Here is a 24,845-nt window from a genome sequence, read left to right as displayed (position 1 = left end):
GTCGGAGACGTTGGACACGAAAGTTCAGATCACGAGGCCTCTGAAGCGCGGGCGACAAATCGAGATCGAGAGATTGCGCGCACCTATGGCTGTAAGCCTGCGCACCGTGCCGTATTGCGGATATGCGCCTCCATCTCGCTCCGCGCCAAAGCGGCGTCATTGGCTTTGAGAGCTGCGATGATACGTCGGTGCTCTGCAATGGATTGCCGCATTCTTTCAGGGTCCGTGATCGGGATTGGTTGGCGCTGGGTTTCGGTGACTTGATCCCGCACCGTCTGATAGAGCGCCTTCAGCATGGTGTTGGAGCAGGCCGACACGATGGTGCCGTGAAACTCCAGATCGGCGTCAACATTGGCGAGCAAATCCTGATTGGCCCAACAATCCTCCATGGTCTTGGTCGCCTTTTCCATCTTTTCCAGCTGTGTCTGGGACAACCGTCCTGCGGAAAGGCGCGCGATTTCGCCCTCAAGCAAAATGCGGGTCTGGAAGACATCGAAGACGGAATAGCTTTCCGAATAGCGCCAGGGCGCCATGCCCGATTCGCCAGCCGCCCCCTCACCAGCAGCCACGAATGTCCCGCGTCCGGCTTCCGTTTTCAAAAGGCCTAGCGTTTCCAGGGTCAGCAATGCCTCGCGTAACGACGCCCGACTGATGCCGAATTTTTGGGAGAACTCACGCTGGGACGGGATTTTCTCGCCTGCCTTCAATTGCCCGGCCTGAATCATGGCCTGGATTTCGCGGGCGACCGATTGTGGCACAAGCGTTTTGTTGAGCATTCTGTCTCTGTTTCCCTGAAAGCCGCCCCGGCCCTTCCGATATATTTTTTAAGTAACATCTTGCAAAGCATAAAAGCGCGTGCTTGTTTGGTCGGACTGGTCTGACCAGTTAGACCAACGTAGATTGGCTCAAAACATAAAACAAGGGGTTCTCGCATGCATCACGTTTCGCGCATCAAAAGCACACTTCTCGCAGGGCTCGTTTCCGCGCTCGGCGTGTTCAACGTTCACGCCGCCGATCTAACGGTCGGTGCCAATATCGGCAACGTTCCATGGGAATTCGAAGACGCCAGCGGCAAGGTCACCGGCTTTGAAGTCGATCTCGTCAACGAAATCGCCAAGCGCCTCGGCAAGTCGGTCGAATTCGTCAACACACCGTTCAACGGTCTTTTCCCTGCGGTCCAGTCAGGCCGCATCAACATGGCCATCTCCTCGATCACCATCACCGAAAAGCGTCTGGCATCCGTCACCTTCGCCCAGCCTTACTACGATAGCGACCAGTCTTTGACGGTAACAGCTGCTTCCGGCATCATCGGCCTCAAGGGCATGAGCGGCAAGGTCGTCGGCGTTGACACCGGATCGACCGGTGACATGTGGGCTGAAGCGCACAAGGCCGAATACAAACTTGGCGAAATTCGCAAGTTCGAAGGTTTGCAGCCCGCAATGCTCGATCTCGTTGCCGGTCGTATCGATGGCTATATCTCGGATATTCCGGCCCTGCTCTATTACGCCAAGGACAAGCCGGAGCTGAAGGTTGTCGAGCGCATTCCGACGGGTGAAAAATACTCGATCATGTTCAACAAGGGCGATCCGCTCGCCACTGAAGTCAACACCGTCATCACCACGCTGAAGGGCGAAGGCTTCATCGCAAAGCTGCATGAGACGTGGTTCGGCGCAAAGGCCGAGGACACGACCTCGACGGTTGCCGTGCTCGACATGCCGAAGGCCAAGTAAGGCTTGAACCGCATCCGGCGGGACCAATCACGTCCCGCCAGATTGCCAAGGGAGCCACTTCGGCATGAACCTCATCAATACCTTTTTCAATGTTCCCGTGTTCCTCAACAGCCTGCCGCAGCTACTTTGGGGCCTGGTCGTCACGATCCAGATCGGTGTCACCAGCATTCTTTGCGGCCTGATCGGCGGTCTGTTTCTGGCGGTGGCACGCCTTTATGCCCCCGCATTCTTCAAACTGCTGATCCGTGGCTATATCGATATCTTCCGGTCGATCCCGCTGCTGGTGCTGTTGATCGTCGTCTATTACGCGCTGCCCTTCGTTGGCATCCGGTTGTCGCCATTTCTGTCTGCTGTCACGGCACTGTCGCTGGTCTCCGCCGCCTATACGGCTGAAATCTTTCGTGCAGGCATCGAGGCTGTGCCGCATGGGCAATTCGAGGCATCCGCAGCGCTTGGTTTCTCCAACCGCAATACGATGGTCGATATCATTCTGCCGCAGGCGATCCGCATCGTCATTCCGCCGCTGACCAATAATTGCATCAACGTCATGAAGGACACGGCCCTCGCTTCGGTCGTTGCAATGCCGGACCTATTAAAACAGGCAACGCAAGCGCAGGCGCTGAATGCAAACCCGACGCCGCTGATCGGAGCCGCCCTTATCTATATCGCTCTGCTCTGGCCGATGGTCGCCGTTGTCGCACGTCTTGAAAAACACTTCAGCCGGGGGAAGCGTTGATGGAAAAGACCGCATCCCCCCTCATTTCCATCCGTGGGCTGACCAAGGCCTATGGCACTTTCACCGTGTTGCACGGCATTGATCTCGATGTCGCCGAAGGCGAAGTCGTATGCGTTATCGGCCCTTCCGGGTCCGGCAAATCGACGCTTATTCGCTGCATCAACCATCTGGAAGCCTTTGCCCCTGAAAGCACCATCACGGTGGATGGCATTCGCGTTGCGCCCGGTCCGGCCCTTGCGAAGGTGCGCGCCGAAGTCGGCATGGTGTTCCAGTCCTTCAATTTGTTTCCGCATATGACGGTTCTGAGAAACGTCATGATTGCGCCCATGCGGGTGCGCAAGACGCCCGAAGCGGAGGCTGAACGCAAGGCGCGCGAGCTGCTGGCACGCGTCGGCATTTCCGAGCAGGCGGAGAAATTTCCCGGCCAGCTCTCCGGCGGCCAGCAGCAGCGTGTGGCAATTGCCCGGGCGCTGGCGATGGAGCCGCGCGTGCTGCTGTTCGATGAGCCGACATCCGCCCTCGATCCTGAAATGGTCGGCGAAGTGCTGGATGTCATGCGCAAGCTGGCTGGCACCGGCGTCACCATGGTGATCGTCACGCACGAGATGGGCTTTGCCCGTCAGGTGGCTGACCGCGTCATTTTCATGGATGGCGGCAGGTTAGTGGAGTCAGGCACGCCAGCGGAAATTTTCGATAACCCACAAGAGGCCAGAACGCGCGACTTCCTTCGCGCCGTTCTCAATCATTGAATAAAAATACCATTCGGGAGACACCAGGAATGACCACCATTTCACCGCTCAACCTCGATTATGTGCGCAGCCAGTTTCCAGGCCTGTCACGCGTCTGGACTTTCTTCGACAATGCCGGCGGATCGCAAATCCTTAAGGGCGCGCTGGACCGCATCAATACGTTTCTGATCGAAAAAAACGTGCAGATCGGAGGCTCCTACGAGGTCTCGCAAAGTGCAGCCAACGCGCTCTACGAGGCCCGGACTGCTGCGATGCATCTGGTCAATGCATCGAGACCGGAAGAAATCGTGTTCGGCAGTTCCACCACGGCGCTGCTGCAGAACCTTGCCCGCGCCATGCAAAGCCAATTGTCTGCGGGCGATGAGATCATTGTCACCGTCAGCGACCACGAATCCAATATCGGTCCCTGGGACCGGTTGCAGGATGCGGGCGTTACGCTCAAATTCTGGCCGCTGAACAAGGAAACACTGACGCTCGATCTGGCCGATCTCGAACCGCTGATGAATGAGCGCACCAAAATGGTCTGCGTCACCCATGTCTCCAATATCTTGGGCTCGATCAACCCTATCCGAGAGATCGCCGATTTCGTGCATGCGCGTGGGGCAAAGATTTGCGTCGATGCCGTGGCCTATGCCCCGCACCGCGCTGTCGATGTGCAGGCCTTCGACGTCGATTATTACGTCTTCAGCCTCTACAAGACATATGGCCCGCATTATGCGCTGATGTATGGCAAATACGATCTTCTGCTGGAACTCGACACGCTCTACCATTATTTTTACGGCAAGGACAAAGTGCCGGGCAAGCTGGAGCCGGGCAACCCGAACTATGAGCTGGCCTATTCCACCTGCGGCATCGTCGATTACCTGACCACATTGGGCGAGCAGGCTGGCGAGACCGGCACGGTGCGCCAGAAAATCGAGGCGGCCTTTGCAGCCATCACCGCGCAGGAAAATCTTCTGACGGAACGCCTGCTAAGCTACCTGCGCTCTCGCAACGATTGCCGGATCGTTGGACAGGTTTCCAACAAAGAGGAGACACGGGTTCCGACGATTGCCTTCCGCTTCGATGGCCGCGAGGCGGGAGAGCTTTGCAAGGCAATGGACGGCGAAAACATCGCCATGCGGTTTGGTGATTTCCATTCGAGACGGCTTGCCGAATATCTCGACCTGACCGACCATGGCGGAATGCTGCGCGTTTCCATGGTACATTACAACACGCTGGAAGAGGTCGATCGCCTCACAGCGGCGCTTGACCGTATTTTGGCTGGCGATGCCGGATTTGCGAAAGCAAGCTAAGCTTTAAACGACAATAAGGACATGGAATGATGCGTTTCGATACGGTGATCAGACATGGAACCGTGGTGACGGCAAGCGACACCTTCGTCAGCGATGTCGGCATCAAGGACGGGCGCATCGCCGCGCTCGCCGCTGAACTGACCGATGCCGACGAGGTGATCGATGCCACCGGCCTTTTCGTCCTGCCCGGCGGTATCGACAGCCATGTCCATCTTGATCAGCCATCCGGTGATGGCATCGTTATGGCCGATGATTTCGACAGCGGCACCCGCTCTGCCGCCATCGGTGGCAACAGCACGGTTCTGGCCTTCTGCATGCAGGAAAAGGGACAGTCGCTGCGAGAGGCGCTGAAGGTCTATCATGCCAAGGCCGAAGGCAAGTGCCATGTCGATGTTTCCTTTCACCTCGTCATCACCGACCCGACCACGGAAGTGCTGGGACAGGAATTGCCTGCACTGGTAGAGGATGGCTACACCTCGCTGAAGGTCTTCATGACCTATGAAGGCCTGCGGCTGCGCGACGATGAAATCCTCGCCACACTGGATACGGCACGCCGCACTGGTGCGCTCGTCATGGTCCATTGCGAAAACGAAGATGCCATCCGCTATCTTATCGGTCGCCATGAGGAAGACGGCAAATTCGAGCCCAAATACCATGCCACGACGCGGCCCATCGCCGCCGAGCGAGAGGCGACGCACCGGGCGCTATCATTGGCCGAAATCGTCGATGTGCCCATCGTCATCGTCCACGTTTCCAACCGCGAGGCGATGGAGGAAATTCGTCGCGCGCGCCAGCGCGGCCAGAAGATCGCGGGCGAAACGTGCCCACAATATCTGATGCTGACCGCCGATGATCTCGACCAGAGCGAGATGGAAGGTGCTAAATATGTCTGCTCCCCACCTCCGCGCGATAAGGCCAGCCAGGATGCCTGCTGGGAGGGGCTGGAACAGGGCGTATTCGATCTCTTTTCGTCCGATCATTGCCCGTTCCGTTTCGATGATCCCGAGGGAAAGCTGAACGAGAAAGGCAAGCGTAATTTCCGTTGGATTCCCAACGGCATCCCCGGTGTTGCGACCCGTCTGCCAATCCTGTTTTCCGAAGGTGTGATGAAGGGCCGGATCGAAATCAACCAGTTCGTTGCCGTGACCTCCACCAACCACGCCAAACTCTATGGCCTCTACCCGCGCAAAGGCACAATCGCTGTCGGTGCAGATGCGGATATCGCCTTATGGGACCCGAACAAACGCGTGACCATCACCAACGACATGCTGCATCACGGCGCGGATTATACACCCTACGAGGGACTGGATATCAAGGGATGGCCAGTGCGCCTGCTCTTGCGTGGCAAGACCATCGTGGAGGACGGACACTTCGCCGGGCCGTCTCCACATGGAAGCTATCTGCCTCGACAGCGGTCATCGCTCACCAAGCAGCGTTCTGAGGCTTTGAGCTGAGCATCGAACCAGACAGCTGATTGCCCGGCATCCAGTCAATGCCGGGCATCGTGTTAATCGCCTACTGTTTCGAATATTTGCGGTCTTGATCGGACAAATGTTTTCCGTCCGGCTTTCCAGCCAGCCAGAGTTTGCGCCCCGGATCGTATGGCGCTGCGGTGGTTCGGGGCGTCAAGGATGACGATGTCGGCCACAGCGCCCAAAGCCAAACCATAATCTGCTCTCATAATCTTCGCGGCATGTGCGCTGACCATCTGAAAAACCGAGTCTATATCCTCATCGCGGGAAAGCTGCATGACATTGGCATAGAGATTGGCCATCCGTCCCAGTGAAGCATCTCCGAATGGAGTGAAGGGGTTCAGGACATTGTTGGTCGCGATTGCAGCTAGCACTCCATCTTTCAGCAAAAGATGTGCCGGTGTAACGCCGCGCGGGATGTTGAACTGCTGATCGCGCCCCATCAGAAACAAATCTGTAGCGGGCAAAACCGTCATAGCAATGCCGGCAGCGGCGATTTTGCGTGCAGCCATCGAACGTGCCGCCGGATCAAGCGCGGAGAGGTTGGTTACGTGGCCAATCGTCACGCGCCCACTATAGGCATTAGCCCGGGTTGCATCGATAACGGCCGGTAAATCGGTTCTTGCAGGATCGAGGCTGAAATCCAGATGGAAATCCACATCGACATCATACTTTCGGGCCAGCGCGAATATCCGCCGGATATGCTCCTCGGGTCGCGGGTCGGTATAGGGACAGCCCCCGATCGCATCGGCACCGGTTCGCAGAGCCTCGTCCAGCATCTCTTCCGTTTCCGGCTCCTGCGTCAGCCCTTCTTGCGCGAAGGCGCAAATCTGGATGTCGATTGCGAAGGAAAAATGCTCACGAACGCGCTTGATCGCTTCGAAAGAGCGCATGCCAGCGCGTGGATCGATCTCCACAAAGGTGCGCATGCGCGTGGTGCCGTTGGCGATGGCTTGCCGGACGATGGCAGATGCCCGCTCAGTAACGTCTTCTTCAGAAAATCCGGCCTTGGCTTTTGCCGTTTCGCGCACGGCTTCTTCCAGCGTACCGGCACAGATCGTGCAGCGTTCCAGAATACAGGCCTTGTCGAGATGGATATGGCTATCGACAAAGCCGGGAAATGCGAAGTTGCCGTCAATATCCTCTTCAGTCACGGCATCGCAGCGGATGTTTGCGCCAATCGCCACGATGCGCCCGGCCTTTACCGCAATATCCACCGGTCCCGGCTGATCTGCCAGTTGCGCATTTCGGAAAACGAGATCAGCGAGCATGTCCGGCCTCAAATACCAATGGCGCAGCCATCGCTGCGGGGATCATGTGCGCCGTCAATCCAGCCGTCACCGTTCAACCGGATTATCCCTGCCTGCCCGGCCAGCGCGCTCAGGGCAGGAATAGCGATGGTTTCGTGGCCCATGGCATGCAGTGTCTCGATAACCTCGTTGCCAACTGAAACCTCGATCTTCAGATTGTCGCGCGTATCGGAGAAGGTTCGTCCAAGAAGAAACCGTGGTGCGGAAAGCGCGGACAACGGATCGAAGCCGTGGTCTATGAGGCGGCTCAACAGCAACGTTATCGTCTGCGGCTGCCCGTCGGCACCTTGTGTGCCATAGAGAAGGTGCGGTTTGCCGTCCCGCAAACCAATGCCGGGATTGAGCGTGTAAAATGGCCGCTTGCCGGGTGCCAAAACGTTGGGGCTCATCGGATCTGTGCTGAAGGCCGCACCCCGATTTTGCCAAAGAATGCCGGTGTTGCCAAGCAAGACACCACTTCCCCAGTCGTAATAGGTGCTTTGAAGGACACTTGCACAACGGCCCTCGTTATCAACTGCGGCGAGGTAAACCGTGTCGCCAGTTTGATGGATAGCGGGCCACGCACAAGCGACCTTTTGATCAATTGATGCTGCCTTGCGTGACAAAGCGGTATCGTTCAACCAGTTCCCGCACGCCTGCGCGGCGAAATCGGGGTCGGCAATGGCGCCCCGATCAAGAAAAGCCTGCTTCACCGCCTCGACGCAGAGATGATAGAACTCTGCGGATGACGCGTTCACGTTCGCCATGTCGAAATGAGACAGGACGCCCATGATCCCGAGCGTCGTTACACCTTGGGATGGCGGCGGCGGTGCGAGGAGTTCGATGCCGCGATAGACCAGGGAGATAGGATCAACGATCCGTGCTGCGGTCTTTTGCAGGTCGCGCAGACGGATCGGACTACCCGCAGCTTCGAGGCCATTTGCGATGCGCTGGGCAAGCTCACCCTCATAAAATTCGCGGTGGCCGTAAAGAGCGATCCGCTCCAGAACAGCGGCCAGTTGCGGTTGCCGCTGAATGCCTTCAGTGACGAAATGGGCTTCGAAACCCGGCCATTTGGAAATTTCGGCGGCGCGAAATGCGTGCCAGTGCTTTTGCGATTGGCTGACCGGAAAACCCTGTGCCGCCAACTCAATCGCGTCCGCGAGCAGCGTGGCTAGGCTCTCCGTTCCTTGCCAGTTTTCGGAGGAATACCGCAAGGCCTCGCCCCAACTATCGACCAGCGCTGCCGTTGTCAGTGCCGATAGAGGGCCGCGTTGCGGTATGGCGTCAAGCACCGGCAGATGTTCAGCCGCCTGACCGATCCCCATGATCGTCTGGCGACGACCGGAGCCATCCGCCACGATCCAGATTGCATCTCCGCCCAGTCCGCAAAAATGCGGATAGAGAACAGTGAGTGCTGCACCGGCGGCAATCACGGCTTCGATCGCCGTGCCTCCACGCCGCAAGACCTTGGCACCCGCTTCACTCGCCGTGTGATGCGGCGTTGTGACCATGCCCTTGTTGGAGCGGGCCGCCCTATTTTCCGATTGGCGCATGTATGCTCCTAATCGGATACGGAAATGTAGCGGCTGAGAATCTCGGTGATATCCGGCCCATCATCCTTCTCGTCCACCTTGGCCCGGTCTTCGACGGCATGCAGGTGATGATCCATGATGCGCATTGCGGTCTCGGCATCGAGGTTTTTCAAAGCCTCGATCAACTGGACATGCTCATCGATACCGCATTCGGCAGAATGCGGACGCCCGAAACGGGCGAGGATGAGCGACGAGCGCGAAACGATCTGGCTGATGAAATCGATCAGCAGTTTGGAGCCGGTCAGTTCGGCAAGAAGAATGTGAAACTCGCCTGCAAGCCGGATAGACCGTGGGGACGATGCCTGTAGAGCGCGCTCTTCCTCCCGCACATGACTGATGAGTGCGTCGATACCGTCTCTTGGCATGCGCTTGCACAGGCGGCCTATCACTTCCCGCTCGAGGCAGCGCCTCAGCGCAAAAACCTCTTCCGCTTCTTCCAATGTCGGCATGGCAACGGCCGCACCGCGATTGGGCTTGATCTCCACCAACCCATCGGAGGCAAGCCGCAACAAGGCGTTACGAGCGCTAGTTCGGCTGACACCGAAGGTGTCGCCGATGGAATCCTCCGGCAACTTTACGCCCGGCTTCAGCGCCTGCTCAAGAATGGCACGGCGCAAAGAAGCGTAGATCGCGTCACTTCTGCTGAGATTTGTCGACATAACATGCTCTCGTTATCTGGATGCAATTTCGTCACTGTATCGCACGAGTATCGTACAAAATCCATACCGTTAAATTGCATGCAATTTCTTATTGCGTTTGCACTCATACTAATCTAGCGTTCTGCATAGTCCGCAAAAATGAGCCTAAAGGTCGTTTGCGACGACGGGTTTCAATAGCATTCATTCCGGTTAGCGACAAAGCGTCGACGAGATTGAATGCAATCCGAGGGGATCTACAAATGCAATTATCCAAAATTCTGATGGCAGGTGCTGCATTGCTGGCGCTGGCAATGCCTGCATCCGCGACAACTTTGAAATGGGGCGCTTCCCGTGACATCAGTTCGCTTGACCCATATTCCTACGGCGACAGTTTTGCGCTCGGTGTACTCAATCACGCCTATGAAGGATTGATGCGGTATGACCGAAACTTGAAGCTCGAGCCTGCACTTGCGGTCTCATATGAAATCGTCTCGCCTACCACATGGCGCTTCAAACTTCGCGAGGGCGTGAAATTCCACAATGGCGCTGATTTCACGGCAGACGATGTGCAGGCATCGCTGGTGCGTGCGACCAACCCGAAGTCGCCGCTGCGTGGCAACATTCCGGCCTATAAGGGTTCACGCGTCATCGATGCCCACACCATCGAAATCGATGTCTCTGCCAATTACCCGCTGCTGCTGAACGACCTGACGACGATCTATATCTTCGATGCGGGCTGGTTGAAGGATAACAATGCCGAGGCACCGACGGATGTCGGCTCCGGCACCGAAGGCTACGCCACTTATAATGAGAACGGCACCGGCCCCTTCAAAGTGGAAAGCCGCCAGCCGGATGCAAAAACCGTCTTCGTGAAATATGACGGCTGGTGGGACAAGCCTCAGCACAATATCGATCGCATCGAGCTCACGCCGATTGCCTCCAGCGCCACCCGCGTGGCCGCTCTTTTGTCCGGCGACATCGACTTTACGGATCAGGCACCGGTGCAGGATTTGCCGCGGCTTGAAGCCGCCTCGGGCCAGGTCAAGCTTCTCGAAGGGACCGATCTTCGCACGGTCATGATCGGTTTCAGCCAGCGTGACCAGTTGCTATCGGGTGCACCTAACCCGATGAAGGATCTGCGCGTCCGTCAGGCCATGCAACTCGCCATCGATCTCGATCTGATCCAGAAACGCGTGATGCGCGGAAAATCTCGCAATGCCGGTGCGCTCGTGGCACCACAAATACCGGGATATGATGCGTCGCTGGACCAGCCGGTCAAGGCCGATCCGGAAAAGGCAAAAGCACTTCTCAAGGAGGCAGGTGCCGAAGGTTTCGAGTTCGAATTCAACTGTGCTGACACCTTGGTCAATGAAGAGCAGATGTGCCAGGCCGTCGCGTCCATGTGGTCGCGGGTTGGCCTCAAGCCAAAGCTCGATCAAGGTCCCCGGGCGGTACAGACACCAAAGCGGTCTGCCGGAAAGGTTGATGTCTATACGCTTGGCTGGGCCACTCTGCCCATGCTGGATGCCTACAGCCTGACATCGCAGGTTCTCCACACCAAGGAGGGTTCATTCGGGATTTTCAACTGGGGTGGCTGGTCCGACAAGGAATTCGACAAGGTGACGGAAGCATCGGCGGTTGAACTTGATACGACAAAGCGCCTTGCGTTGGAGGCAAAATCGCTGAAAATCGCCAAGGAACACGCGCTGATGATCCCGCTCCATCAGCAGCCGCTGGCCTGGGCCACCAGCGCCAAGATTGCCGATTTCCCGCTGTTTTCGGATAACCTCCCGCGTTTGTGGCTGGTGAAGATGTAATCCGAGCCCCCGCCAAGATTTTTGGCGGGGGACCGTTCCTTCATGTGGGTCAGATCAAGGACACTTCACCATGCTCGCTTTCCTCATCAAGCGGATCGGCAACGCCGTTCTCGTGATGCTGACGGTCGCTTTCTTTGCCTTTCTCATCTTCCGTTTTCTGGGAGATCCCGTCGAGATGATGGTCAACGAAAGCGCGACACAGGTTGATCGCGACGAGTTGCGGGGACGCCTCGGCCTGAACGACGGCTTCCTCGTGCAATATGTGCGGTTTGTCGCCAACGCAGCGCAGGGGGAATTCGGCTTGTCCTGGCGCAATCAGCAGTCCGTGCTGGGTCTTATCGCCGAACGATTTCCAGCCACATTCGAGCTGGTCATCATCGCCACCATCCTGTCGCTCGCCATCGGCATACCGCTGGGTGTTTTCACGGCCATCGGTCGGGGAAAGTGGTGGGCGGAAAGCCTTCAGTTCAGCTCCATCATCGGGGTATCCCTACCGAGTTTCCTCGTGGGTATTCTCCTGATCCTGATATTTTCCGTCACGCTTGGCTGGTTGCCGGGTTATGGGCGAGGCGATGTGGTGCGCATCGGCTGGTGGTCCACTGGGCTGCTAACACCTTCGGGCCGCGCCGCCGTCATCCTGCCGTCCCTGTCTCTATCCCTTTTCCAGATCACCCTCGTCATGCGGCTGGTTCGCGCAGAAATGCTGGAGACGCTGCGGGCGGATTTCATCAAATTTGCCCGTGCACGCGGCGTAAGACGGCGCGCCTTATGGTTTCGCCACGCGCTCAAGAACTGTCTGATGCCCGTCGTTACCTTGACCGCCATGCAGGTGGGCAACCTGATTGCCTTCGCCCTCGTCACGGAAACGGTTTTCCAGTGGCCAGGCATGGGAATGCTGTTCATGCAGGCCGTCACCTTTGTCGATATCCCCGTCATGGCGGCCTATCTGTGCATCGTATCGTTCATCTTCGTAACGCTGAATACCTTCGTCGATATCGCTTATGCGGTCATCGACCCGCGTCTGCGCGCCGCGTGACAGGAGCATCACCATGACCGCCATCGAACCGACGCAGACAACGACCAAACCAACCCCATCGCGATTGGCACGGTTGCTGCAATCCGATCTGGGATGGAGCTTCACCCACCATCCATCAGCCATTATCGCCGCAATCATGCTTCTGGTGCTGATCGCATCCGCTTTTCTGGCTCCGCTGTTTACTGTGCAGAACCCCTACGATCTTGCCTCTCTCGATCTGTTGAACGCCGAGATACCACCGATCTGGATGGCTGAGGGACAATGGCCCTATATTCTCGGTACCGATGTTCAGGGGCGCGATCTGTTGTCGGCCATCCTTTATGGGTCGCGGGCGTCCATCATTATCGGGGCCGCCTCCGTGGCTGTATCGTTGGTCGTCGGCTCCACGCTCGGATTGATCGCCGGCTACCACGGCAAATGGGCAGACAGCCTGCTGATGCGGGCGGGTGATGTGCTGCTCTCCATGCCGACAATGCTGATCGCCATTCTCGTCTCAGCACTCGCCCGGCAGCTGCTGCCGCCCTATCTGCGCGAGGCGGGCGCATCCGGCGTCATCGTTTTTGCGATTTCACTATCCGCATGGGTCCAATATGCGCGAACCGTGCGGGCGCAGACCATGGTCGAGCGCAATAAGGAATATGTGCAGGCGGCCAGGCTCATACGTGTACCGACATGGCGCATCATGCTGAAACACATCCTTCCCAACACCACGACACCCCTGCTGGTGACAGCCACGCTGAACTTCGGCCTGGGCATTCTGATCGAGGCTACGCTTTCTTTCCTCGGCGTCGGCATGCCACCGGAACAACCATCGCTCGGAACGCTGATCCGCATCGGCAATCAGTATTTGTTTTCCGGTCTGTGGTGGATCGTGCTTTTCCCGGGCCTTCAGCTCTGTCTGCTCGTTGTGTCCATCAACGTGCTCGGCGACTGGCTGCGCGACGCCCTTAACCCCAAATTACGCTGAGGCATTTGATGACCGATCTTCTGATTACCAATGCAAGACCCATGGGTGGCGTCAAAGCCGATATCCTGATCAAGGACGGACGCATCGCTGCAATCGGTGAGAAGCTGGCGGCCGACGGCGCAACAATCGAGGATGCGGGCGGTCGCATTGCCATTCCCGGTCTGGTCGATGCCCATACTCATCTCGACAAGTCGCTGCTGGGATACCCCTGGTACGTCAACACGGTTGGCCCGCGGCTGATCGACAAGATCGACAATGAGCGCGCGGTAAAGCGTGAATATGGCCTCGACGCCCATGTGCAATCCATGCGGCAGTCGTTGCAGTCTGTGGGTTACGGCACGACGCTGATCCGCACCCATGTCGACATCGACACCGACCAGGGTCTGATCGCACTGGAAGGCGTCATGGAAACGCGGCGTCAGCTTGCGGGCGTGGTCGAAATTGAGATTGTCGCTTTCCCACAATCAGGACTGATGCGCAGACCCGGCACCGCCGAACTGCTGGACAAGGCCATGGAGATGGGTGCTGATCTGGTTGGCGGCCTTGATCCTTGCGGTATGGATCGTGATCCGAAAGGACATCTCGATACGATCTTCGCCATCGCTGAAAAACACGGAAAAGGCATCGATATCCATCTCCACGAGGGTGGCGAACTGGGTGCATTCTCCATGGAGATGATCTTTGAGCGCATCCGCGCCATGGGCATGCAGGGCAAGGTCGCGGTCAGCCATGCCTTCTGCCTGGGCCTTCCGGATTGGAATGTCTCGCAAGCCCTGATCGACACCTGCGCCGAGCTGGATGTCCCCATTTTCACGACGGCACCGCCATCCCGTGAGGTCCCGTCGCTGAAGCGTCTGCATGCTGCGGGTGTTCGCTTCGGTGCCGGGGTCGATGGCTTCCGCGACACATGGGGACCCTATGGTAACGGCGACATGCTGGAACGGGCCATGCTGCTGGGCATGAAGAACAATCTGCGCCGCGATGACGAGCTTGCAATGGCTCTCGACGTTTGCACTACCGGTGGCGCTTTAGCGATGGACCGCTCCGCCCATGCACTTGAGGTGGGCGGTCGTGGCGATGTTGTGTTGGTCGAAGGCGAAAGCGTCGGCGAAGTGATCGTTACACACCAGCCGCGCAAACTCGTGGTCACCGCCGGCAACATCGTTGCGCGCGACGGCGCAAGTCTGAGAGCACGGCCATGACGAATTCTGACTGGTCCAAGCTCACTCTCGGCAAACGCCCGCCCGGTCGATGGGCGCTGGCCGCGCGTTACGTAATCGCCGACATGCCGGACGGCAGACGCCTCATCAACAACGGTGAGGTGGTCATCGAGAACGACCGCATCATCTGGGTCGGCTCCCGCTTCGACGGAGAATTGGCTGCACGTTATGACATGGGCGAAGCCCTTATCGGTCCGGGCTTTGTCGATCTCGATGCCCTCTCCGATCTCGACACCACCGTGCTTGCCATGGACAACCAGCCGGGCTGGAAAAAGGGCCGCGTCTGGCCCTCCGATTACGCCGCACGGGCATACGAGATGTATACGCCGGAAGAACTGGCGTTCCAGAAGCGCTACGCATTTGCCCAGTTACTGCTCAACGGCATCACGTCGGCGCTGCCCATAGCTTCGCTTTTCTATCGCGCATGGGGTGAAACGGTCGCCGAATTCGAGGCCGCCGCCGTCGCCGCAGAAGAACTCGGAATCCGCGTTTGGCTTGGCCCAGCCTATCGCACAGGCGGTGTCATTCTTGACGAAGCGGGCGCGATGCAGCCGGTGTTTGACGAGGCACGCGGACTTCGAGAGCTTTCGGACGCCGCGGCTTTTGCCAAAAGGGTTCACGGCACCGGCAATGGACTGATATCAGGCATGTTCGCTCCAGACCGTGTCGAAACCTGCACGGAGGAACTCCTGCGCCAGACATTTGCCCATGCAGATGATCTGGATATGCCCGTGCGGTTGCACATGGCACAGGGCGAAATGGAATTGCAAACCGCCCAGCGCCTGCATGGCACCACCGCTCCGCAATGGCTTGATGGTCTCGGCTTCCTCTCCTCCCGCCTGATCGCACCGCACGCGACAGTGGCAACCGAAGATGATCTGCGGCGGTATGCGGCAAATGGTGTCACCGTCGCCCACTGTCCGCTTGTGTCTGCGCGGCACGGCTCGTCTCTCAAGTCCTTTTCCCGACTGAAAGCGAAAGGCATTCGCATTGGCATGGGGACTGATACGGCACCGCCCGACATGGTGTTGAACATGGCCGTTGGCATGATGGCAAACAGGATTGCGGAAGGGCGCGGTGATGCCGGATCGGCAGCCGAGTTCTACGACGCAGCGACTATTGCCGGTGCCGATGCCGTGAAGCGCCCTGATCTAGGGCGCATTGCGCCAGGCGCAAAGGCCGACATCGCCGTGTTCGACATGGCGGACCGGATGATCGCGCCGCGCATTGATCCCATTCAGACACTTGTCTATGGCGCAACCGGTCGCGTCACCCGCGCAACAATCGTCGATGGGCGGATTTCCATGCGTAACGGACAGGTGGCTGGGATTGATCTCGTCGCCGCACGAGGTCAGGCGCAGCAGCAATTTGACGGTCTGATCGCTCGTTATCCTGAGCGCACTTACGGCCATCCATCGGTGGAGGACATCTTTCCACCCAGCTATCCTTTCGTTCAGAGTGAGGTGTCGTCATGAACTCTGCAAGTGCCTCCCCCGCTCTCGAAGTCAAAGGTCTTTCTGTCGAATTCCCAACCCGCGGGGGCGTTCTTACGGCGTTGTCCGATGTGTCCCTGACGATTGCGCGAGGCGAAATTCTCGGTGTCGTGGGCGAGTCAGGTGCGGGCAAGTCGATGACCGGCATGGCCGTTCTCGGTCTTCTCGAACCGCCCGGTCGCGTCGCTTCCGGCGAAATCCACATCGGCGGCAAACGGACGGATAATCTGAACAATGACGAGATGGAAAACGTGCGAGGCCGCATGGTGGGTGCCATCTTTCAGGACCCGCTGACCTCACTCAACCCTCTGTTTTCCGTAGGTCAGCAACTCATCGAAACCATCCGGTTGCATTCGGACCGAAACCGGGCGCAGGCGCGTCTTCATGGCGTTCACCTGCTGCAACAGGTGGGCATTCCCGGTGCGGAAGAGCGCATCGACCATTATCCCCACCAGTTTTCCGGCGGCATGCGCCAACGCGTCGTCATCGCATTGGCACTTGCGGGAAATCCGCAACTGATCATCGCAGATGAGCCGACAACGGCGCTCGATGTTTCGATACAGGCGCAGATTACCAGCTTGCTGCGCAAGCTGTGCCGGGAGCAAGGCGCTGGCGTCATGCTGGTGACCCACGATATGGGCGTGATCGCTGAGACGGCCGACCGCGTCGCCGTGATGTATGCGGGGCGCATCATCGAGATCGGCACCGTCGAAGATGTCATCTCCCGCCCAAAACATCCCTACACGCGCGGCCTGATGGGCTCAATTCCAGCGCTTGGCGCACGTGTCGAGCACCTGACCCAAATAGACGGTGCCATGCCACGGCTCAACGCCATTCCGCCCGGCTGCGCCTTCAATCCACGTTGTCGCGCCGTCGGTCCACGCTGCCTCAAAATCCGCCCGGCGCTGATACCTCATGCATATGGTGCCGTAGCCTGCCTGCTACATGACGGAGGTGTTGCATGAGAAGTTCCCAGAACGCCCTTGAAGTCGATCAGCTGACGCGGGTCTTCGATGTTTCGACGCCCTGGCTGAACAGGATGATCGAGCGCAAGCCGAAACGCTATCTGCATGCCGTGCAGGATGTCACCTTCATTGTCCAAAAAGGCAAGTGCCTGGCACTGGTCGGCGAGTCCGGCTGCGGGAAATCTACCGTGGCACGGCTCGTGACGCGGCTCTATGCCCCGACCGAGGGAGCCATCGTCTTCGCACCGGCCAGCGACGGTAAGCCGATGGAAGCGCAGATGATCTTTCAGGACCCGCAGGCAAGTCTCAATCCGCGCTGGCGCGTCGGTGATATCATTGCCGAACCCATCCGCGAATTCGGCCTTCGTGACAGTCCGGAGGCCGTGACCGAACGCGTGGCCGATCTGCTGAAGATCGTTGGCCTTTCACCCGATGACAGCAGGCGTTATCCGCATGAATTTTCCGGTGGGCAGCGGCAGCGTATCTCGATTGCCCGCGCACTGGCGAGTGAGCCGGAATTCCTTGTCTGCGATGAACCGACATCGGCACTCGATGTCTCGGTGCAAGCGCAGATCCTCAATCTGATGCGCAAGCTTCAGGACGAGCTCGGGCTGACCTACCTGTTTATCAGCCATAATCTGGCCGTTGTGCGTCACATGGCAGACCGGATTGCGGTGATGTATCTCGGGCGTATCGTGGAGGAGGCAGATACGGAAGCCCTGTTTGCCAATCCGCAGCACCCCTACACGAAGTTGCTGCTCGAGACGATACCGGATGTGGCTTCCCCCAATCGCGACCGGGCACTGATGGGCGGCGAACCGCCCAGCCCGCTCGATCCGCCGAAGGGTTGCGCCTTCCACCCCCGCTGTCCGCTTGCCGCAGATATTTGCAGCAAGGAAGCACCGGTCTCACGCGAGCGCCAAGGCGGCGGTATTGTCGCCTGCCACATGGCCCCGCTTTAGCAGACACCCACATTTCGGCGTCAAACACGTCATAAATTGCATGAGGAGTTTTAATCAGCATGACAAAGACTGTCTTCACCAATGCCAAACTGGCAGACGGCCTGCTGCGTGATATCAGTGTAGAAAGCGGACGGATCACATCCATCGACCCTGCCGGGTCGGATACCGCCTCGGCGTCTGTTGTCGATATTGCCGGAGATATGCTTGTCCCGGGATTTGTCGAAGGACATATCCATCTGGATACCAGCTTCTACGGCGACACTTGGATACCGCATCGCCCCTGCACCAATGGTTTCGACGTGCATGAGCGTGTTGCATTTCAGGCGGAAAACATGGCTGTCGCTGCACCGATGGACAAACGCGCGCGCAACCAACTCGATCTTTGCATCAGCAATGGAACGCTACATATGCGCAGCCACGTCATGGTGGATGGCTCCGTCGGGCTGAAATCGCTGGAGACCATTCTGGCGGTTCGTGAAGACTACAAGGATCTGATCGACATCCAACTCGTCGCTTTTCCTCAGAGCGGCATCCTCAAAAGCCCCGGCACACCGGAACTGTTGGATGAGGCAATCAAACTTGGCGCTGATCTCGTCGGTGGCCTTGATCCCGCAAGCTTCGACCGTGATGTGAACGGCCATCTCGATGTGGTGTTCGGCGTTGCAGACAAACACGGCGTGGACATCGATATCCATCTTCATGACGGCGGAAGCATGGGTGCTTTTACCATCGAGGAGATTTGCGCCCGAACGGTCGCGCTCGGCATACAGGGCCATGTCGCTATCAGCCACGCCTACGGACTTGGCGACTTGGCCCCTGACGCAGCTCGCAAGATTGCCGCGACCATTGCCAAAAGCGGAGTATCGATCATGACAAACGCGCCCGGCAACCACACTTTTCCGCCTGTTGCCCTGCTGCGCCGCGAAGGCGTGACCGTCTTCAGCGGCAGCGACAACATCCGCGATTCCTGGTGGCCCTATGGCGATGGCGATATGCTGCACCGTGCCGAAATCATCGGCTACCGCTCTGGCTTCTACACAGATGACGAATTGAACGCTGCATTCGACATCGTCACAAGCGAAGGCGCAAAGGCTCTTCGCTTAGAAGATTACGGTGTTCACGTTGGCGCGAAAGCAGACTTCGTAACATTTCCAGCCACCTGCATCCCCGAAGCAGTCGTCTCATTTCCTAGAAATCGAAGTGTCTTTAAAGGCGGGCATATGGTGGCAAAAGGAAACGCAGTCTTCCGCTAGTACCCTAACATCTAAACGCGCAGAATAATGTGCTGCGGGAGGGGCGGGTCATCAAAGACTCCAGATCAGCTCCTCAGCATCTGCAAGGCGGCAACAAATTCGGCAGGCCGTAATGCAGCACCCTGACGGTTATTTGTTGCCGCACCATCCCTCGTTATATCGATAAGGTCGTGCATCTTTTTAGACCGCGTTCCATGCGCAGAACGCGGCTGATCAGAGCGCGACCCCCAGTACCGCTGATCGCACGAGGCCGTATACTGTCATACCAGGAAGACGAGAGAAGAAGTCGTTACGACGTGCGGTCTCGACCCAAGTGGACCATTCGCTGATCACAGCCAATTGGTTGTCTTTCCACACCACGGTTGCTTCGATGACACCGATATCCTCACCCTTCAGGTTTTTAACGGCAAAACGGAACTCGCGGTTGGCAAGCTCAGCTTCCGAGAGGGCCGGGTTTTCGTTAGTGCGGAGGATCACCGGCGCAGCAGCATCCGGCGTCTGCTTGACGAAGTAGTTTTTGATGATTTCGGCACCCGTCTTTTCCAAATCTGGCTTTTCAGCCATGGGCAGCACGATAAGCCAGATCAGGCCGACAGCGCGATCATCGCTGCGACGGATCATGTGCAACTCAGCCGGCAATGGCCCTTGAAAGTCGTTGATCGGGATTTCCCAACCAAGCGGGATTTGAAGGTCGATATTGCGTTCGCCGATCCGCAGGGGAACGCGCTGCATGTCGTCGCCAAAATTTGCTTGCTTGCCGTCGGAGAACTGAAAATTTTTGAGAAAAGCGATTGAATAGCCGTCAAGCTCGTTCAAAGCCTTTTTGGCCGCCTCCGGCGTCGGTTCACCGATGACCTCAACGACAAAGTGAATTGCCAGCGCATTTTTCCCTTTTGCAAAACAGTGACTTAGGATAGCGGCCTTCGGCTTGCCGTTGTCGCTCTGCGTAGCGAAGACCTTTGCTTCAGTTAGATCTTGGGATGCGAATGTGGAACGAGGCGTGTAACCGTCCAACTCGGCCTCGAACTTACATATCCGCAACGCCGCAGGTGGGCTACGAAGGTCATAGGCCATTATGGTCGTCTCGACCCGTTGGCCATCGGCACCGGGCGTTACCTTTCCGACGATCTTCACCCTGCCGATTGAACCGGGCTCCGCATCCTCCATTGCCACCGTCTCGACTGTGGCATTGTCTGGCACCTCAGTCTCGAAATTCAGGCTCGGATTATTGAATTCAAAAACATGTTTTTTCCATGCGCCTTCTGCGGCACTCGCTTCACCAAAGACGGAGAAAAGAGAAATCAGCGCGGAAAGGAAGAGCATGACTTGCGGATAAGGCATCAGGATTTCCTATGAAGATGCAGACGACCTCGACGTCATGGAAACGAAAAAAATGTCAGCCAAATCAATGACAGAAAACAACCAAACAGCCAACTTCAGATTGTGCCATTTTTTCCATGTTGTATAATCTCGGCACCCAATTGCAGTCCTAATTTGAAGGAGATTACCCCTCCCATCCACGTTTTCTGCTGTGCGCTGACTTTGCGAGCACTCTACCGCCAGCCAAAGTCACCTAGGGCGGCGAAATCAGCGTTTCCTGCTTAAACGGAAACGCTGCTCTAGCCGAAGCTACTGCTCATCTCTTCAGCGAGGCTGACACGGGAAACACCACGTCGGTTCAGCCAAGCTTCTCCAGCACCTTGTCGAGAGTAAGAGGCAAATCACGGATGCGGACGCCGGTTGCATTGTAGACGGCGTTGGCAATCGCCGCTCCCACTCCCGTAATGCCGATTTCGCCGATGCCGCGTGCGCCCATGGGGGCCTGCGGATCGGGCTTGTTGGTATAGAGAATGTCGATGGGCGGGACATCCATCTGCACTGGCACGTGGTAGTCAGCTAGAGAGGCGTTGACGACGCGGCCCGTCCTCTCGTCGAAGTTGGTTTCCTCCGTCAGGGCAAGGCCGATGCCCATGATGATGCCGCCCTTGAACTGGCTGGCGGCCATCTTGGCATTCAATATCTGCCCAGCATCGAAAGAGCCGAGGAACCGCGACACGCGCGTTTCACCGGTAACGACGCTGACCCGCACTTCGCAGAACTGGGCGCCATAGGAGTGCATGGAAAATGCCTCCATTTCTGCCGGAGCTGGTGCATCTGCTTCGCAGACCAGTGCTTCGCGCCCTGCCCTCCGCAATATGGACTGATAGCTTTCGAAGCGACTTTTGTCGTCCACATGTCCAAGACCATTATCTCTCGGCTCGACGTCTCCGAGGGACAGCCCTGCGAGTGGCGAGTCATTGCCAGCGAGCTTTATCAGTTCCTCGACGAAGACCTCCGTTGCCGCGATGACAGCACCGCCAATCGAGGCGGTTTGTGTCGAGCCACCGGCGATTACGCCGCGCGGCAGCTTGCTGTCGCCATACTCGAAGGTGACATGGTCGAGCGGCACGCCCAGCCGCACAGCAATGTGTTGGGCTTGAGCCGTCGCCGTTCCCATGCCCATGTCATGCACGGCGGTGGAGACCGTCACATGCCCCTCTGCCGTCAGCTTGATCCTCGCCGCACCGCCTGGAAAGCGATGGTAAGGATAAGTTGCTGTCGCACAGCCCATGCCGATAAGCCATTCTCCCTCGCGTCTTTGGCGTGGAGTCTGGCTTCGGCGATCCCAGCCGAATTGCTCCGCACCCTTTTCATAGGCCTCGATGAGGTATCGTGATGAAAACGGTTTACCGGTCGTCGGGTCCTTTTCCGGTTCGATACGGCGGCGCAGTTCGATGGGGTCCATTGCCAGCTTGTCTGCCAATTCATCCAGCGCACATTCCAATGCGAAGGTGCCGACGGATTCACCGGGTGCCCGCATGAAAGTGTTTACCAGCATGTCCATGTCTGCGACATCCTGCGCCAAGCGGAAGGTCTTGGCGGCATAAAGGTGCTTGGCTGGAAAGGTGAACTGTTCCGGGCAGGAATTGTGCAGTGTCATCGCTGCCGTACCCGTGTGGACCAGGGCATCCAGCGTGCCATCGAATTTGGCGCCGAGTGCCACCCGTTGCTCGGTCACTGTGCGACCACCCACGATACGGAATACGCCTTCGCGTGAGAGCATGATCCGCACCGGTCGCCCTGCCAGCTTGGATGCAGCACAGGCAAGTATCTGATGGTCCCAAAGACATTTGCCGCCGAACCCCCCGCCGACATAGGGCGACGTCACATGTACCATATCCGCGTCGAGATCGAAGATATCGGCAAGTTGGCCTTTCGTCAGGTCCAGCAACTGGCTGGCATCATGAACGCGCAGTTCGTCTCCGGTCCAGGCAACGGTTGCCGCATGTAACTCGATGGCATTGTGATTGTGTCGCGGCGTGCGGTAGATGACATCAACCTTGACCTCGGCATTGGCGAGCGCTGTCTCGGCGTCACCGATTTCCACGATAGGCGGTTGCCCGAGCAGGTTGTCCAATTGCCGTGGTGTTTTCTTCGCCTCATCGAAAGAGGTTACCGCTGGCAGCATCGCATATTCCGCCTTGATAAGCGAAGCGGCATAATCCGCCTGTTCCTGCGTTTGCGCCAAAACAAGGGCGATTGGCTGGCCGTTCCAGTGGATTTCGTCGTTTTGCATCACCGGCAGATCACTGGCACCTGCCGCTGTCGGCGATGACATCATCAATGACGGCGCCTTCATGCGGGGGGCATTCTTGTAGGTCATGACGAGAATGACACCGGGTGCCGCCTCTGCCGTCTCCACATGCAGATCGGTGATGCGACCCCGCGCAATGGTGCTGAAGGCAAGCGCCGCATAGCTGAGGTTCACATAGGGAAACTCCGCTGCAAAACGCGTCTTACCCTGAACTTTCATGGGACCATCGATGCGAGAAACGGGCTGTCCTAGCGTACCGTGCTTGCGCAGCATCGGGTCAGCCGTAATGGCGGGCTGCCAGCGGCCGGGCTTCCCTGCATCTGGCAGCGTCTGGGTTTCGGCGCTCATGCGTTTTCTCCCTTCAATTCTTCAAGAACGGCAACGATGGTTCGTTTCGCCAGTTCGATTTTGAATGCATTGTCACGCAGGCCAACGGCATCTGCGAGTTCCGCCTCAGCAGCGACCTGGAAACTCTCCGCATCCGCTTTTTGACCTTTCAGGGCAGCCTCGGCTTTGAGTGCTCTCCAGGGTTTGTGAGCAACACCGCCAAGCGCCAGCCTGACATCGCGCACGACACCGGCATCGTCCACGTCCAGTGCTGCGGCGACGGAAATGAGGGCGAACGCGTAGCTCGCGCGATCCCGCACCTTTCGGTATGCAGACCGCCGCGCAAAGGCGAGCAGCGGAATTTCAACTGCCGTGATGAGTTCGTCCGGCTGCAACTCGGTCTCCACATCGGGGCGATCACCGGGTAGGCGGTGAAGGTAACGCAGGGGCATGCTGCGGGTGCCCGTCGGTCCTTGGAGGTGAACGACAGCATCCAAAGCGACAAGAGCCACGCACATGTCGGACGGGTGGGTCGCCACACAGCTTTCGGACGCGCCGAGGATTGCGTGGTAGCGGTTGAAACCTTCCAGCGCATCACAGCCCGCATGCGGCTGACGTTTGTTGCAGCGAGCGGCGTTGTCGTAAAAATACCGACAGCGGGTCCTCTGCAGTATATTGCCGCCAACCGTTGCCACATTGCGGATTTGCGCACTTGCCCCGGCCAAAATTGAGCGGGACAGAAGCGGGAAATTCGCCCTGATGGCATCATGCGCTGCAAGTGCCGTGTTTTTCACACCGGCACCGATCAGCAGACTTCCATCGGAGCGCTGCTCAATGGTGCCGGGCAGATGCGAGATATCGACCAGAGTTTCCGGCTGCTCGACGGTTTCGCGCATGAGATCAACGAGATTTGTGCCGCCTCCCAGATATTTCGCCGCAGGGCCTGCCTGTTTAAGCGCGATGGCGGACGCGGCATCTGATGCTTGATGATAGGAGAAAATATTCATGCCCGTGCCCTCTCTTCGATCGGCGCTGCCGTTTGCTGTGCCAGGGTTTCGGAAATGGCTTCGACAATGCCGTTATAGGCTCCGCATCGACAGAGATTGCCGCTCATACGCTCGCGGATTTCCGTGTCGGTGACCGGAATGCTATCCGCTGAAAGATCGCTTGTGACGACACTCGGGATGTTGCGTTCGATCTCGCCTGCCATCCCGATGGCGGAACAGAGTTGCCCGGGCGTGCAATAGCCACACTGAAAGCCATCATGCTCGATGAAGGCTTTTTGCAAGGCGTTGAGATTGCCATTGTCGGCAAGCCCTTCGACCGTGGTGATGCTCCGACCCTGATATTGGACCGCGAGTGCCAGGCAGGAGTTGATACGCTCACCATCGACAAGGACGGTGCAAGCGCCGCAGGCGCCTTGGTCGCAACCTTTTTTTGTCCCCGTAAAACCGAGGGAGTTGCGCATGAGGTCGAGCAGAGAGGTGCGGATATCCGCCTCTACGTCGATTGCAGTTCCGTTGATGGTAAAATGCATATGCATCTCCTTTGTCCAAAACGCATTGGCGATGGCGCGCACGCAACGTCATTACATGCGGCGCGTTCACTGAATTCTTTGAAGGTATGCGTGCGCGACCGTCGCACCATGTCGATGCGGCAAGTCAGAT

At 57.9% G+C, this 24,845-nt stretch carries 21 protein-coding genes; 13 read left to right on the top strand and 8 right to left on the bottom strand.

The window, feature by feature from the left end; genetic code table 11:
• Nucleotides 1-83: 83 nt before the first annotated feature.
• The gene (locus QRN55_RS02855; RefSeq protein ID WP_284774647.1) at nucleotides 84-776 is read right to left on the bottom strand and encodes a FadR/GntR family transcriptional regulator; all 693 of its coding nucleotides are present in this window, start codon (nucleotides 774-776) and stop codon (nucleotides 84-86) included.
• A gap of 156 nt (nucleotides 777-932) precedes the next feature.
• Here QRN55_RS02855 and QRN55_RS02850 point away from each other — a divergent pair, with 156 nt between their 5' ends.
• The 5 genes from QRN55_RS02850 (at nucleotide 933) to hydA (ending at nucleotide 5,964) form a co-directional block, all read left to right on the top strand.
• Nucleotides 933-1,730 carry an ABC transporter substrate-binding protein gene (locus QRN55_RS02850; protein WP_284774645.1) on the top strand — a complete coding sequence of 266 codons (798 nt, stop codon included), beginning with the start codon at nucleotides 933-935 and terminating at the stop codon, nucleotides 1,728-1,730.
• A 64-nt stretch (nucleotides 1,731-1,794) separates the two neighbouring features.
• On the top strand, nucleotides 1,795-2,466 hold the full coding sequence (locus QRN55_RS02845) for an amino acid ABC transporter permease (protein ID WP_284774643.1): 672 nt from the start codon (nucleotides 1,795-1,797) through the stop codon (nucleotides 2,464-2,466).
• Nucleotides 2,466-3,215 carry an amino acid ABC transporter ATP-binding protein gene (locus QRN55_RS02840; protein WP_284774641.1) on the top strand — a complete coding sequence of 250 codons (750 nt, stop codon included), beginning with the start codon at nucleotides 2,466-2,468 and terminating at the stop codon, nucleotides 3,213-3,215. The genes QRN55_RS02845 and QRN55_RS02840 overlap by 1 nt, the downstream gene beginning before the upstream one ends.
• A gap of 29 nt (nucleotides 3,216-3,244) precedes the next feature.
• Nucleotides 3,245-4,510: a cysteine desulfurase-like protein gene (locus QRN55_RS02835; protein WP_284774640.1), complete on the top strand. Its 1,266-nt coding sequence runs from the start codon at nucleotides 3,245-3,247 to the stop codon at nucleotides 4,508-4,510.
• 29 nt (nucleotides 4,511-4,539) lie between these two features.
• A complete protein-coding gene (gene hydA / locus QRN55_RS02830; protein ID WP_284774755.1) occupies nucleotides 4,540-5,964 on the top strand; it encodes a dihydropyrimidinase in 1,425 nt (474 codons plus the stop codon).
• A 53-nt stretch (nucleotides 5,965-6,017) separates the two neighbouring features.
• On the opposite strand, the gene QRN55_RS02825 is transcribed toward hydA, so the two are convergent.
• Genes QRN55_RS02825 through QRN55_RS02815 form a run of 3 tightly spaced genes read right to left on the bottom strand, consistent with a single transcriptional unit; the run spans nucleotide 6,018 to nucleotide 9,525 of the window.
• Nucleotides 6,018-7,253, bottom strand: coding sequence for an amidohydrolase family protein (locus QRN55_RS02825; protein WP_284774638.1), 1,236 nt, complete (start codon nucleotides 7,251-7,253; stop codon nucleotides 6,018-6,020).
• Nucleotides 7,254-7,261: 8 nt separating this feature from the next.
• Nucleotides 7,262-8,827: a gamma-glutamyltransferase family protein gene (locus QRN55_RS02820; RefSeq protein ID WP_284774637.1), complete on the bottom strand. Its 1,566-nt coding sequence runs from the start codon at nucleotides 8,825-8,827 to the stop codon at nucleotides 7,262-7,264.
• Between the two features lie 8 nt (nucleotides 8,828-8,835).
• Nucleotides 8,836-9,525 carry a GntR family transcriptional regulator gene (locus QRN55_RS02815; RefSeq protein WP_284774635.1) on the bottom strand — a complete coding sequence of 230 codons (690 nt, stop codon included), beginning with the start codon at nucleotides 9,523-9,525 and terminating at the stop codon, nucleotides 8,836-8,838.
• A 239-nt stretch (nucleotides 9,526-9,764) separates the two neighbouring features.
• Here QRN55_RS02815 and QRN55_RS02810 point away from each other — a divergent pair, with 239 nt between their 5' ends.
• From QRN55_RS02810 to QRN55_RS02775, 8 genes are all read left to right on the top strand, one after another.
• The gene (locus QRN55_RS02810; protein ID WP_502871275.1) at nucleotides 9,765-11,321 is read left to right on the top strand and encodes an ABC transporter substrate-binding protein; all 1,557 of its coding nucleotides are present in this window, start codon (nucleotides 9,765-9,767) and stop codon (nucleotides 11,319-11,321) included.
• 70 nt (nucleotides 11,322-11,391) lie between these two features.
• Nucleotides 11,392-12,357, top strand: a complete 966-nt coding sequence (locus QRN55_RS02805) for an ABC transporter permease (protein ID WP_067653066.1) — start codon at nucleotides 11,392-11,394, stop codon at nucleotides 12,355-12,357.
• Nucleotides 12,358-12,370: 13 nt separating this feature from the next.
• Entirely contained in the window at nucleotides 12,371-13,324 is a 954-nt protein-coding gene (locus tag QRN55_RS02800; RefSeq protein ID WP_103587411.1) for an ABC transporter permease, read from the top strand.
• 8 nt (nucleotides 13,325-13,332) lie between these two features.
• Nucleotides 13,333-14,526: an amidohydrolase family protein gene (locus tag QRN55_RS02795; RefSeq protein ID WP_284774632.1), complete on the top strand. Its 1,194-nt coding sequence runs from the start codon at nucleotides 13,333-13,335 to the stop codon at nucleotides 14,524-14,526.
• Entirely contained in the window at nucleotides 14,523-16,019 is a 1,497-nt protein-coding gene (locus QRN55_RS02790; RefSeq protein WP_284774630.1) for an amidohydrolase family protein, read from the top strand. Before QRN55_RS02795 ends, QRN55_RS02790 begins: the two co-directional genes overlap by 4 nt.
• Nucleotides 16,016-17,002 (top strand): ABC transporter ATP-binding protein, encoded by a 987-nt coding sequence (locus QRN55_RS02785; protein WP_284774629.1) that lies wholly within the window; start codon nucleotides 16,016-16,018, stop codon nucleotides 17,000-17,002. Before QRN55_RS02790 ends, QRN55_RS02785 begins: the two co-directional genes overlap by 4 nt.
• Nucleotides 16,999-17,964 (top strand): ABC transporter ATP-binding protein, encoded by a 966-nt coding sequence (locus tag QRN55_RS02780; RefSeq protein WP_284774627.1) that lies wholly within the window; start codon nucleotides 16,999-17,001, stop codon nucleotides 17,962-17,964. Before QRN55_RS02785 ends, QRN55_RS02780 begins: the two co-directional genes overlap by 4 nt.
• Nucleotides 17,965-18,023: 59 nt before the next feature.
• Nucleotides 18,024-19,217, top strand: coding sequence for an amidohydrolase family protein (locus QRN55_RS02775; protein WP_284774625.1), 1,194 nt, complete (start codon nucleotides 18,024-18,026; stop codon nucleotides 19,215-19,217).
• Between the two features lie 213 nt (nucleotides 19,218-19,430).
• Here QRN55_RS02775 and QRN55_RS02770 read toward each other — a convergent pair whose 3' ends face one another.
• From QRN55_RS02770 to QRN55_RS02755, 4 genes are all read right to left on the bottom strand, one after another.
• Nucleotides 19,431-20,558 carry a hypothetical protein gene (locus tag QRN55_RS02770; RefSeq protein WP_284774622.1) on the bottom strand — a complete coding sequence of 376 codons (1,128 nt, stop codon included), beginning with the start codon at nucleotides 20,556-20,558 and terminating at the stop codon, nucleotides 19,431-19,433.
• A 337-nt stretch (nucleotides 20,559-20,895) separates the two neighbouring features.
• Nucleotides 20,896-23,199 (bottom strand): xanthine dehydrogenase family protein molybdopterin-binding subunit, encoded by a 2,304-nt coding sequence (locus tag QRN55_RS02765; protein WP_284774621.1) that lies wholly within the window; start codon nucleotides 23,197-23,199, stop codon nucleotides 20,896-20,898.
• Nucleotides 23,196-24,185, bottom strand: a complete 990-nt coding sequence (locus tag QRN55_RS02760) for an FAD binding domain-containing protein (RefSeq protein WP_284774619.1) — start codon at nucleotides 24,183-24,185, stop codon at nucleotides 23,196-23,198. Before QRN55_RS02760 ends, QRN55_RS02765 begins: the two co-directional genes overlap by 4 nt.
• The gene (locus QRN55_RS02755; protein ID WP_284774617.1) at nucleotides 24,182-24,715 is read right to left on the bottom strand and encodes a 2Fe-2S iron-sulfur cluster-binding protein; all 534 of its coding nucleotides are present in this window, start codon (nucleotides 24,713-24,715) and stop codon (nucleotides 24,182-24,184) included. Before QRN55_RS02755 ends, QRN55_RS02760 begins: the two co-directional genes overlap by 4 nt.
• Between the last annotated feature and the right edge of the window lie 130 nt (nucleotides 24,716-24,845).

The organism is Agrobacterium sp. lyk4-40-TYG-31 (assembly GCF_030209855.1).
GTDB classification, from domain to species: Bacteria; Pseudomonadota; Alphaproteobacteria; order Rhizobiales; family Rhizobiaceae; genus Agrobacterium; species Agrobacterium vaccinii.
The sequence above is the reverse complement of the archived record's forward strand: the minus strand, read 5'-3'. Positions and strand labels throughout refer to the sequence as shown.

Coding starts and splice junctions, on each gene's coding strand:
- QRN55_RS02835 (WP_284774640.1), top strand. CDS start 3,245: ATGACCACCATTTCACCGCTCAACCTCGATTATGTGCGCAGCCAGTTT.
- QRN55_RS02825 (WP_284774638.1), bottom strand. CDS start 7,253: ATGCTCGCTGATCTCGTTTTCCGAAATGCGCAACTGGCAGATCAGCCG.
- QRN55_RS02840 (WP_284774641.1), top strand. CDS start 2,466: ATGGAAAAGACCGCATCCCCCCTCATTTCCATCCGTGGGCTGACCAAG.
- QRN55_RS02765 (WP_284774621.1), bottom strand. CDS start 23,199: ATGAGCGCCGAAACCCAGACGCTGCCAGATGCAGGGAAGCCCGGCCGC.
- QRN55_RS02820 (WP_284774637.1), bottom strand. CDS start 8,827: ATGCGCCAATCGGAAAATAGGGCGGCCCGCTCCAACAAGGGCATGGTC.
- QRN55_RS02855 (WP_284774647.1), bottom strand. CDS start 776: ATGCTCAACAAAACGCTTGTGCCACAATCGGTCGCCCGCGAAATCCAG.
- QRN55_RS02800 (WP_103587411.1), top strand. CDS start 12,371: ATGACCGCCATCGAACCGACGCAGACAACGACCAAACCAACCCCATCG.
- QRN55_RS02815 (WP_284774635.1), bottom strand. CDS start 9,525: ATGTCGACAAATCTCAGCAGAAGTGACGCGATCTACGCTTCTTTGCGC.
- QRN55_RS02805 (WP_067653066.1), top strand. CDS start 11,392: ATGCTCGCTTTCCTCATCAAGCGGATCGGCAACGCCGTTCTCGTGATG.
- QRN55_RS02790 (WP_284774630.1), top strand. CDS start 14,523: ATGACGAATTCTGACTGGTCCAAGCTCACTCTCGGCAAACGCCCGCCC.
- QRN55_RS02795 (WP_284774632.1), top strand. CDS start 13,333: ATGACCGATCTTCTGATTACCAATGCAAGACCCATGGGTGGCGTCAAA.
- QRN55_RS02845 (WP_284774643.1), top strand. CDS start 1,795: ATGAACCTCATCAATACCTTTTTCAATGTTCCCGTGTTCCTCAACAGC.
- QRN55_RS02775 (WP_284774625.1), top strand. CDS start 18,024: ATGACAAAGACTGTCTTCACCAATGCCAAACTGGCAGACGGCCTGCTG.
- QRN55_RS02850 (WP_284774645.1), top strand. CDS start 933: ATGCATCACGTTTCGCGCATCAAAAGCACACTTCTCGCAGGGCTCGTT.
- QRN55_RS02755 (WP_284774617.1), bottom strand. CDS start 24,715: ATGCATTTTACCATCAACGGAACTGCAATCGACGTAGAGGCGGATATC.
- QRN55_RS02780 (WP_284774627.1), top strand. CDS start 16,999: ATGAGAAGTTCCCAGAACGCCCTTGAAGTCGATCAGCTGACGCGGGTC.
- QRN55_RS02810 (WP_502871275.1), top strand. CDS start 9,765: ATGCAATTATCCAAAATTCTGATGGCAGGTGCTGCATTGCTGGCGCTG.
- QRN55_RS02770 (WP_284774622.1), bottom strand. CDS start 20,558: ATGCCTTATCCGCAAGTCATGCTCTTCCTTTCCGCGCTGATTTCTCTT.
- hydA (WP_284774755.1), top strand. CDS start 4,540: ATGCGTTTCGATACGGTGATCAGACATGGAACCGTGGTGACGGCAAGC.
- QRN55_RS02785 (WP_284774629.1), top strand. CDS start 16,016: ATGAACTCTGCAAGTGCCTCCCCCGCTCTCGAAGTCAAAGGTCTTTCT.
- QRN55_RS02760 (WP_284774619.1), bottom strand. CDS start 24,185: ATGAATATTTTCTCCTATCATCAAGCATCAGATGCCGCGTCCGCCATC.